Raw genomic sequence first — 9,842 nt, 5'->3', positions numbered from 1 at the left:
CTGCGCCTGTGGCAAGACGCGAAGGGGGCCAGCCCCCTCTTGGCCTGCGGCCAATTCACCCCCGGGATATTTGAAGCCAGAAGAAGACAGGAGCGCTGCGCCCCTGGCTTCTCTTCGTCAAAAATACTCCCGCCGAAGGCAGGCCGTCCCCTGCGGCCGGACGCTCCTCCCGGCAAGGGCGAGAGGGCGGGACCCCGGCGGCTCAGGCACGCTGGTCCTTGGGCGAGCCCATGACCACGTAGGACGTGATGGCGTTGACCTGCGGCAGGGTGCCCAGCACCTCGGTGTGGAAGGTCTTGTAGGCGGCAAGGTCGGCGGCCTCGATGCGCAGCAGGTACTCCCAGTTGCCGGTGATATTGTGGCACTCGCGCACCTCCGGCGCCCGGTCCATGGCGCGCTCGAAAGCCTCCTGGGCGCTCTTGGTGTGGGAGTTCAGCCCCACCGTGACATAGGCGACAAAGCCCACCCCCGTCTTCTCGGGGCTGAGCACGGCGCGGTAGCCGGTGATCACGCCCGCGCTCTCCAGCGCGGCCACCCGGCGCAGGCAGGCGGAAGGCGACAGCCCGACCCGCTCGGCCAGGGCCAGGTTGCTGATCCGCCCTTCCCGGGAGAGAGTCTGCAATATTCTGCGGTCGGTGTCGTGAATAGCGCTCATAAATTGCGAAAATAGCGTAGGCACGCGGCACTTCGCAATCTCTCTCCGCGTCAGCTCGGCAATTGTTGCGCCATGACTCCCGATCTGCTTCTCGCCCTCTCCGCCTTCGCGCTCGTCTCGGTGATCACGCCGGGGCCGAACAACATGATGCTGCTCGCCTCCGGCGCCAATTTCGGCGTCCGCCGGAGCATCCCGCACATGCTGGGCATCGGGCTGGGCTTTCCCGCCATGGTGCTCCTCGTCGGACTCGGGGTGATGCAGATCTTCGAGCGCTGGCCGCTGGCGCATGACCTGCTGCTGGTGCTGTCGGTGATCTACATGCTGTGGCTGGCCTGGAAGATCGCCCATGCCGCGCCTCCGCCCGAGGCCGGGGCGCAGGCCGAGGGCCGTCCGCTCAGCTTCGTGCAGGCCGCCGCCTTCCAGTGGGTGAACCCCAAGGCCTGGTCGATGGCGCTTGGCGCCATCACGCTCTATGCCGCCGGGCGCGATCTCGCCTCGGTGCTCTGGGTCGCGGGCTGCTACGTTGTGATGTCGGTGGTCTCGACCACGTCATGGACGGTGCTCGGGCGTGAGATGCGCCGGTTGCTGAACCGCCCTGCCCGGCTGCGCGCCTTCAACTGGACCATGGCGGCGCTGCTGGTGGCCTCGCTGATCCCGGTGCTGCTGGGCTGAGCGCCCCTGCTTTGTTGCAACTCGCCGCGTCAGACGCCATATAGGCCGCGAAAAACAAGAGTGCCCGGGCAAATGACTCACTATCTCGACTTCGAAAAACCGCTCGCCGAAATCGAAGGCAAGGCCGAAGAGCTGCGCAACATGGCGCGGAAGAACGAAGAGATGCACGTGGAGGACGAGGCTGCGGCGCTCGACCGCAAGGCGCAGGACCTCCTCAAGGATCTCTACAAGAAGCTGACGCCTTGGCGGAAATGCCAAGTGGCGCGCCACCCGGACCGGCCGCATTGCAAGGATTACATCGAGGCGCTGTTCACCGAGTACACCCCTCTGGCCGGCGATCGCGGCTTTGCCGACGACCACGCGGTGATGGGCGGACTGGCGCGGTTCAACGACCAGCCGGTGATGGTGATTGGCCACGAGAAGGGCAACGACACCCAGAGCCGCATCGCTCGCAATTTCGGCATGGCGCGCCCCGAGGGCTACCGCAAGGCGATCCGCCTGATGGACATGGCCGACCGCTTCGGCCTGCCGGTGATCACGCTGGTGGACACCCCCGGCGCCTATCCCGGCAAGGGCGCCGAGGAGCGTGGCCAGTCCGAGGCCATCGCCCGCTCGACCGAGAAATGCCTGCAGATCGGCGTGCCGCTGATCTCGATCATCATCGGCGAGGGCGGCTCCGGCGGCGCGGTGGCCTTCGCCACGGCGAATCGCCTCGCGATGCTCGAGCACTCGGTCTACTCGGTGATTTCGCCCGAGGGCTGCGCCTCGATCCTGTGGAAGGATGCCGAGAAGATGCGCGAGGCCGCCGAGGCGCTGCGCCTGACCGCGCAGGATCTGCTCAAGCTCGGCATCACCGACCGCGTCATCGCCGAGCCGCTGGGCGGCGCCCATCGCGACCGCGAGGCGACCATCGCCGCCGTCGGCAAGACCATCGCCGCAATGCTGGGCGAAATGGATGACATGAAGCCCAAGGCGCTGATCAAGGCACGCCGCGACAAGTTTCTCAGCATGGGCGACAAGGGCCTCGCCGCCTGAGCGCGGCCCCTCATCGCAGAAAACAAGACGGCGGTGCGATCCCTCGCGCCGCCGTTTCCATGTCCGCTCAATAGGCCTGGCTCAGTAGGGCAGCGGATGCGCCTTGTGCACCGCGTCGAGCGCCTCGAGCAGCTTGTCGGAAAGCGTCACGTCGATCGCGCCCAGCAAATGCTCGAGCTGGTCCATGGTGGTGGCGCCGAAGATCGACGAGGCCACGAAGGGCCGCCGCGCCGACCACGCCAGCGCCATGTGCACCGGATCGAGCCCGAAGCGCTGCGCCACCTCGAGATAAGCGTCGACCGCCGGGAACACCCGCTCGGACTTGCGCCCGCCGAGATCGCCGTTGAGCGCCATGCGCGAGCCCTCGGGCACCGCGCCGCCCTGGTACTTGCCGGTCAGCAGCCCCGCGCCCAGCGGCGAGAACGGCAGCAGGCCCACATCCTCGTTGCACATCAGCTCGGCAAGATCGGTATCGGCCAGCCGGCAGACCAGCGAATACTCGTTCTGGATCGAGGCGACGCGCGGCCCGCCGGTCTCCTCGGCGATCTTCAACCACATCATCGTGCCCCAGGTGCTCTCGTTCGAAAGACCGAAGGCGCGGATGGTGCCGCGCTCGACCTCGCGCTGCAGTGCCCCCAGCGCGTCGTGCATGTGCTGCACGGTCTGCGCCCGGTCCTGCCCCGACGGATCGAAGCGCCAGTTCTGGCGGAAGTGATAGCTGCCGCGGTTGGGCCAGTGGAACTGGTAGAGGTCGATGGTGTCGATCTTGAGCCGCTTCAGCGAGCCCTCGATGGCGGCCGGGATGGTCTCGCCGTTGATCGGGGCGCCGTCGCGCACTAGCTTGGAGTCGCCGGTGTGCTTGGTGGCAAGGATCCACTCGTTGCGGCGGCCGGTCTTGGCGAACCAGTCGCCGAGGATCTCCTCGGTGCGGCCGATGGTCTCCGCGCGCACCGGGTTCACCGGGTACATCTCGGCGGTGTCGATGAAATTGATGCCGGCATCGAGCGCACGCTCGATCTGGGCGTGGCCGTCTTCCGGGGCGGTCTGGTTGCCGAAGGTCATGGTGCCGAGGCAGAGCTCGGACACGGTCATGCCGGTCCGGCCAAGCGGGTTCATCTTCATGGCGGTCTCCGTGAATGCGATTTGGGCGCCAACCTAGCGAGCGGTGCCGGGATGCCAAGGGGCCGCGCGCGAAACACCGGCCTCGCGCTCTTGACCGGCGCGCCTTGCCCAAGCCCTGCGCAGGGCACGGCGCCACTGGCAACGGCGGGCCAGTTCCGCTAAAGCGGCATCAAACCGGACCACAGGACAGGCGATACATGGCACGGCATCTCATCACCTCGGCGATCCCCTACATCAACGGGATCAAGCATCTGGGCAATCTCGTGGGCAGCCAGCTCCCGGCGGATCTCTTTGCCCGCTACCAGCGCGCCCGGGGCAACGAGGTGCTGTTCCTCTGCGCCACCGACGAGCATGGCACCCCGGCCGAGCTCGCCGCCGCCAAGGCCGGCAAGCCGGTGGCCGAGTACTGCGCCGAGATGCATGAGGTGCAGTCGAAGATCGCCGAGGGCTTCCGCCTGTCCTTCGACCATTTCGGACGCTCCTCGAGCCCGCAAAATCACAAGCTGACGCAGCATTTCGCCGGCGTGCTGGCCGAGCGCGGCCTGATCCGCGAGGTCTCCGAGACGCAGATGTACTCGCCCACCGACGGGCGCTACCTGCCGGACCGCTACATCGAGGGCACCTGCCCGAACTGCGGCTTCGAGGATGCCCGCGGCGACCAGTGCGACAACTGCACCAAGCAGCTCGACCCGGTGGAGCTGATCAACCCGCGCTCGGTGATCTCGGGCGCCACCGATCTCGAGATGCGCGAGACCAAGCACCTCTACCTCTGTCAGAGCCAGATGAAGGACCAGCTCGAGCAGTGGATCGACACGCGCGAGGGCTGGCCGGTGCTGACCACCTCGATCGCCAAGAAATGGCTCAATGACGGCGACGGTCTGCAGGACCGCGGCATCACCCGCGATCTCGACTGGGGCATCCCGGTGAAGAAGGGCGAAGAGGAGTGGCCGGGCATGGAGGGCAAGGTCTTCTACGTCTGGTTCGACGCCCCGATCGAATACATCGCCTGCGCCCAGGAATGGGTCGATGCCGGCAAGGGCGACGACTGGGCGCGCTGGTGGCGCACCGACAAGGGCGCGGAAGACGTGACCTACACCCAGTTCATGGGCAAAGACAACGTGCCCTTCCACACGCTGAGCTTCCCGGCCACCATCCTCGGCAGCGGCGAGCCGTGGAAGCTCGTCGACTACATCAAGTCGTTCAACTACCTGAACTACGATGGCGGCCAGTTCTCCACCTCGCGCGGGCGCGGCGTGTTCATGGACCAGGCGCTCGAGATCCTGCCGGCGGATTACTGGCGCTGGTGGCTGCTGAGCCACGCGCCGGAAAGCTCCGACAGCGAATTCACCTGGGAAAACTTCCAGTCCTCGGTGAACAAGGATCTCGCCGACGTACTCGGCAATTTCGCCAGCCGCGTCACCAAGTTCTGCCGCTCCAAGTTCGGCGAGGTGGTGCCCGAGGGCGGCGCGCTCGGCCCGCGCGAAGAGCAGCTGATCGCGGATCTCACCGCGAAGATCCGCGAGTACGAAGAGCACATGGCCCATGCCGAGGTGCGCAAATCCGCCACCGCGCTGCGCGCCGCCTGGGTGCTCGGAAACGAGTACCTGCAGGAAGCCGCGCCCTGGTCGACCTTCAAGACCGACCCGGAGACCGCCGCCGCGCAGATCCGCCTGGCGCTCAACGTGATCCGCCTCTACGCGGTGATCTCGCAGCCCTTCATCCCCGATGCCTCGGCGCAACTGCTCGCGGCGCTGCAAACCGGGGACGACAGCTGGCCCGACGACGTCCCCGCGGCGCTCTCCACCCTGCCCGCCGGACACGCCTTCACCGTGCCGGAGGTGACCTTCCGCAAGATCACCGATGACGAGCGTGAAGAGTGGCAAACCCGCTTCGCCGGCAAGCGGGACTGATCCGCACCTGTCCCGGCGGCACCGCGCACCGACAGCCCGGATGCCTCCGGCGGGGATATTTGAAGCCAGAAGAAGACAGGGGCACAGCGCCCGGTCTTCTTCTGGCCGGAAATATCCCGGGGGAGGCGCGGCTTGCCGCGGCGGGGGCAGCGCCCCCAACCTTGCGCGATTGACAAGCCGGGCCGAGGCTTGCTACCTCGCGCGCCTCATCACATGCGAGGGCAGACCATGGCACGCAAGAAGGGCCGCGACATTTCCGGCTGGCTGATCGTCGACAAGCCGGCGGGCATGACCTCGACCGCGGTGGTCAACAAGGTCCGCTGGGCGCTGGCGGCAAAGAAGGCGGGCCATGCGGGCACGCTCGACCCGGAGGCGACCGGCGTGCTGGCGGTGGCGCTCGGCGAGGCCACCAAGACCGTGCCCTTCATCACCGACGCGCTCAAGGCCTACCGCTTCACCGTGCGGCTGGGCCAGCGCACCAACACCGACGACGCCGAGGGCGAGGTGATCGCCTCCTCCGACGCGCGCCCCTCCGATGACGAGATCAAGGAAGCGCTGCACGGCTTCGTGGGCGAGATCCAGCAGGTGCCGCCGCAGTTCTCGGCGGTGAAGATCGACGGTGAACGCGCCTATAAGCGCGCCCGCGACGGCGAGACCATGGAGATCGAGCCGCGCCCGCTCTGGGTCGAGGAACTGGTGATGACTGGGCGCCCCGACGCCGATCATGTCGAGCTCGAGATGACCTGCGGCAAGGGCGGCTATGTGCGCTCCATCGCCCGCGATCTTGGTGAGGCGCTCGGCTGCCATGGCCATGTGCTGAAGCTGCGCCGGATCTGGTCGGGCCCGTTCGAGGCCGAAGACGGCATCACCATCGAGCAGGTCGACGCGCTGGCCAAGAGCCCCGAGCTCGACGCCAGGCTGCTGCCGCTCGAGGTCGGCCTGGCCGAGCTGCCGGAGCTGAAATGCACCGCCGAGGGCGCCGCCCGCCTGCGCAACGGCAATCCCGGCATGGTGATCCCGGGCGATGTCGACTACGGCGACGAGGCCTGGGCCTCGTTCGAGGGCCGCGCCGTGGCGGTGGGCGTCTTCAAGGGCGGCGAGCTGCATCCCAACCGGGTTTTTGTCACACCCTCGCCCGAGTGACCGCCCGAAGATTTTTCGCAGAAAAATCTTCCTGCCCCGCCGTATCAGGATCTTTCGGACGAAAGATCCTGGCGATCAGCGCAGCATCGCCAGCCAGCGCCCGAGCGCATCGAGCGAAGAGGGCTCGTCGAGATAGGGGATATGGCCCCGCCCCGGCACCTCGACCGCGATCATGTCCGGGCGGCGGCGGCGCATCTCGGCAAAGGTCTCGGGTGTCAGCAGGTCCGAGTTGGCCCCGCGGATGGCGCAGAGCGGCAGGCCCTTAAGCGCATCAAAGAGCGGCCACATGTCGGGCACCGGCTGGGCGCCGTCGCCCAGCACCGCGTCGCGCAGCTTCGGATCGTAGACGATCTCCAGACCCTCCGGCGTCTCGCGGTAGAACTTCTCCACCTCGGCGCGCCAGCGCGTCATCGGCACCCCCTCGAAGCGGGTCATCAGCGTGGCAAAGGCGGTGGTGGCCTCGTCGAGCGTCGAAAAGGCCGGGTTACGCCCGAGATAGGCCTCGATCACCGCCAGCCCCGCCGGGGCGATCTCGGGGCCGATATCGTTCAGCGCCACGCCGGTCAGCCGCTCATGCGCGGTGGCCGCCAGGAACATCGCAATCAGCCCGCCGCGCGAGGTGCCGAGCACCGCGGCGGCTTCGAGCCCGAGATGGTCGAGCAGTTCCAGCGCGTCACGCGCCTCGACCGGGATGGTGTATTGGCTGTGATCCCCCCAGTCCGACTGGCCCCGGCCACGATAATCCATCCGGATCAGCCGCACCTGCTCGAGATGCGGGGCGACATAGTCGAAATCGCGCCCGTCGCGGGTCAGCCCCGAGAGACAGAGCAGCGGCAGGCCCATGCCCTCGTCGGTATAGTGCAGCGACAGCCCGTCCGAGGTGGTGAATTGCGGCATCAGAGAAGCTCCGGTATGGTGGTCAGGTCTTTCAGGATGTGGCGCGGCCGCGCCGGCAAACGGTCGACCGGCAGGCCTGCCCGGTTGACCCAGGCGGTGGTGAAGCCATAGCCCGCGGCGCCGGCCGCGTCCCAGCCGTTCGAGGAGACAAACAGCACCTCGGCGGGATCGGTTCCGAACCGCGCGCCGACCATGTCGTAGACCGCGCGCGCCGGCTTGAAGATCCCGACCTCTTCGACCGAGAGCACCGCGTCGAGATAGAGCCCGATCCCGGCACTGTCGACCGCGCCCTCCAGCATGTCGGGCGAGCCGTTCGACAGGATCGCGCAGGTCTTGCCCGACGCCTTGAGCTGCGCCAGCAGCTTGGGAACCTCCGGATAGGGGGCGAGCTGCCAGTAGAGCGCCAGCAGGTCCTCGCGCAGCTCGAGATCGTCGAGCCCGTGGCGCTCCATCGCCCAGTCGAGCGCATCCTGCGTCACCTCCCAGAACGGCACGTGATCGCCGGTGATCGCGCGCAGCCAGGAATATTCCAGCTGCTTGCGCCGCCAGTCCTCGGCCAGCCCGGCCCAGACCTCGGCCAGCGCGCCCTGCCCGGGCTGCTCGGCCTTTCTACGGGCCGCGGCGGCGACATCGAACAGCGTGCCATAGGCGTCGAAGATACAGGTGGTGATGGTCATGAGCGCGTCCTCCCGCCGGAAAACTTGCACGCCAGAGGCGGTGTTTAAAGGAGAATTCCGGGCGTCCGTTTGCATTCCGCAAGGTGGATGGTTAGCTTGCCCGGGAGCGACACGAGCACCCGCCCCCGGCGGCCTCGTCCATTCACGCAGTATCTTCCCGAAAAGACACGGAGTTTTTCATGACGCAGGTCAAGACCGGCGACACCGTCCGCATTCACTACACCGGCACCCTCTCCGACGGCACCACCTTCGATTCGAGCGCCGGCCGCGATCCGCTCGAGTTCACCGTCGGCTCCGGCCAGATCATCCCCGGCCTCGACAAGGCGATCCCCGGCATGGCGCCGGGCGACAAGAAGACCGTCGAGATCGCCTCGGAAGAGGCCTATGGCCCGGTGCACCCCGAGGCCGTCCAGCAGGTGCCGCGCACCGAGATCCCCGACCACATCCCGCTCGACCTCGGCACCCAGCTGCAGGTCCAGACGCCCACCGGCCAGACCGTGCAGGTGGTGGTCGCAGAGGTGACCGAGACCGAGGTCACCCTCGACGCCAACCACCCGCTGGCGGGCAAGGATCTGACCTTCGCCATCGAGCTGATCGAGATCGCCTGAACGGCGCTCCCTTTGGCGGGGGCGAAGGCCTCCGACGGGAGAGTTTGAGACGTAGAGGAGACCCCGGGGCGGTGAGGGCTGCCCCGGGGTCTTCTTGTTTCGTCTTGGTCCGGCCGTCCCGGCGCGGCGCCCGGTGGCGAGAGCGGGCGCCTCCGGCGGGAGTATTTGGGACGTAGAGAAGTTGGGGGTGGCGCAATCTTTAGGAGCACCTTCGCCTTGGGGGCCGGGGCGGTGGCGAGGTGTCCCGGCGCTGCGCCCGGCGGCGAGGGCGGATGCCTCCGGCGGGAGTATTTAGGACGTAGAGAAGTTGGGGGTGGCGCGCGCGGGAGGCGGGTGGCTTTCCTCCGCGGGCGGGGGACGCTAGGGTCGCGGCGGACGAGAGGAGTGAGCCCCATGCAGATGGCCGATCTGGGCGATATTCGCCTGCATTACCGCCTCGACGGGCCGGAGGAGGGCGCGCCGGTGGTGTTCTCGAACGCGCTTGGCACCGATCTGCGGATCTGGGACCGGGTCGTTGAGCGGCTGCCCGAGGGGCTGCGCATCCTGCGCTACGACACCCGCGGGCACGGGCTCTCGGACGCGCCGGAGGGACCCTATTCCATGGGCACGCTGGTGCGCGACGCGGAGCGGCTGATGGAGTACGCGGGAATGCGCGACGCGGTCTTCGTCGGGCTCTCGATCGGCGGCATGATCGCGCAAGGCCTCGCGGCCAAGCGCCTCGACCTGGTGCGCGCGCTGGTGCTGTCGAACACCGCCTGCAAGATCGGCACTCGGGCGATCTGGGCCGAGCGCATCGCCCAGGTCGAGGCCGGCGGCGTGGCAGCGCTGGCCGAGGGCACGATGCAGCGCTGGTTCTCGGCGCGCTTCCGGGCCACCCCCGAGATCTCGGCCTGGCGACACATGCTCGAGCGCAGCCCGCTGCAGGGCTATCTCGGCTGCTGCCACGCCATCGCCGGCACCGATTTCATCACGCCGACCTCAGGCCTGCGGCTCGCCGCGCTTGGCATCGCGGGCTCGGAGGATGGCTCGACCCCGCCGGACCTGGTGCGCGAGACCACCGAGCTGATCACCGGCGCACAGTTCCGGCTGATCCGCGGCGCCGGGCACCTTGCCTGTGTCGAGG

General features: G+C 67.9%; 10 protein-coding genes. 6 read left to right on the top strand and 4 right to left on the bottom strand.

Annotated elements, in window-relative coordinates:
- Positions 1–202: 202 nt before the first annotated feature.
- Positions 203–655: an Lrp/AsnC family transcriptional regulator gene (locus tag AC6RA4_RS19385; RefSeq protein ID WP_500163180.1), complete on the bottom strand. Its 453-nt coding sequence runs from the start codon at positions 653–655 to the stop codon at positions 203–205.
- Between the two features lie 72 nt (positions 656–727).
- Between AC6RA4_RS19385 and AC6RA4_RS19380 the strand changes: the two genes are divergently transcribed.
- Together AC6RA4_RS19380 and AC6RA4_RS19375 are read left to right on the top strand one after the other, a co-directional pair.
- A complete protein-coding gene (locus AC6RA4_RS19380) occupies positions 728–1,327 on the top strand; it encodes a LysE family translocator (protein ID WP_500163178.1) in 600 nt (199 codons plus the stop codon).
- Positions 1,328–1,399: 72 nt separating this feature from the next.
- Positions 1,400–2,362, top strand: coding sequence for an acetyl-CoA carboxylase carboxyltransferase subunit alpha (locus AC6RA4_RS19375; protein ID WP_500163176.1), 963 nt, complete (start codon positions 1,400–1,402; stop codon positions 2,360–2,362).
- A gap of 81 nt (positions 2,363–2,443) precedes the next feature.
- Here the strand turns inward: AC6RA4_RS19375 and AC6RA4_RS19370 are convergent, their stop codons facing one another.
- Positions 2,444–3,484 (bottom strand): aldo/keto reductase, encoded by a 1,041-nt coding sequence (locus AC6RA4_RS19370; protein ID WP_500163174.1) that lies wholly within the window; start codon positions 3,482–3,484, stop codon positions 2,444–2,446.
- Positions 3,485–3,681: 197 nt separating this feature from the next.
- Between AC6RA4_RS19370 and metG the strand changes: the two genes are divergently transcribed.
- Positions 3,682–5,394, top strand: a complete 1,713-nt coding sequence (gene metG / locus AC6RA4_RS19365) for a methionine--tRNA ligase (RefSeq protein WP_500163173.1) — start codon at positions 3,682–3,684, stop codon at positions 5,392–5,394.
- A gap of 228 nt (positions 5,395–5,622) precedes the next feature.
- Positions 5,623–6,537 carry a tRNA pseudouridine(55) synthase TruB gene (gene truB / locus AC6RA4_RS19360; protein WP_500163171.1) on the top strand — a complete coding sequence of 305 codons (915 nt, stop codon included), beginning with the start codon at positions 5,623–5,625 and terminating at the stop codon, positions 6,535–6,537.
- Positions 6,538–6,612: 75 nt separating this feature from the next.
- Here truB and AC6RA4_RS19355 read toward each other — a convergent pair whose 3' ends face one another.
- Positions 6,613–7,434: an alpha/beta fold hydrolase gene (locus AC6RA4_RS19355; protein WP_500163169.1), complete on the bottom strand. Its 822-nt coding sequence runs from the start codon at positions 7,432–7,434 to the stop codon at positions 6,613–6,615.
- Positions 7,434–8,111, bottom strand: a complete 678-nt coding sequence (locus AC6RA4_RS19350) for a haloacid dehalogenase type II (RefSeq protein WP_500163167.1) — start codon at positions 8,109–8,111, stop codon at positions 7,434–7,436. Before AC6RA4_RS19350 ends, AC6RA4_RS19355 begins: the two co-directional genes overlap by 1 nt.
- Before the next feature lie 179 nt (positions 8,112–8,290).
- On the opposite strand from AC6RA4_RS19350, the gene AC6RA4_RS19345 reads away from it, so the two are divergent.
- Positions 8,291–8,719 (top strand): FKBP-type peptidyl-prolyl cis-trans isomerase, encoded by a 429-nt coding sequence (locus tag AC6RA4_RS19345; RefSeq protein WP_500163165.1) that lies wholly within the window; start codon positions 8,291–8,293, stop codon positions 8,717–8,719.
- Positions 8,720–9,112: 393 nt separating this feature from the next.
- Positions 9,113–9,842 (top strand): 3-oxoadipate enol-lactonase (pcaD, locus tag AC6RA4_RS19340; protein ID WP_500163163.1); only part of this gene is annotated, 730 nt, incomplete at its 3' end.

Source organism: Salipiger sp. (assembly GCF_059781815.1).
Note: the sequence above shows the minus strand (reverse complement) of the source record. Positions and strands in the feature narration are given on the sequence as shown.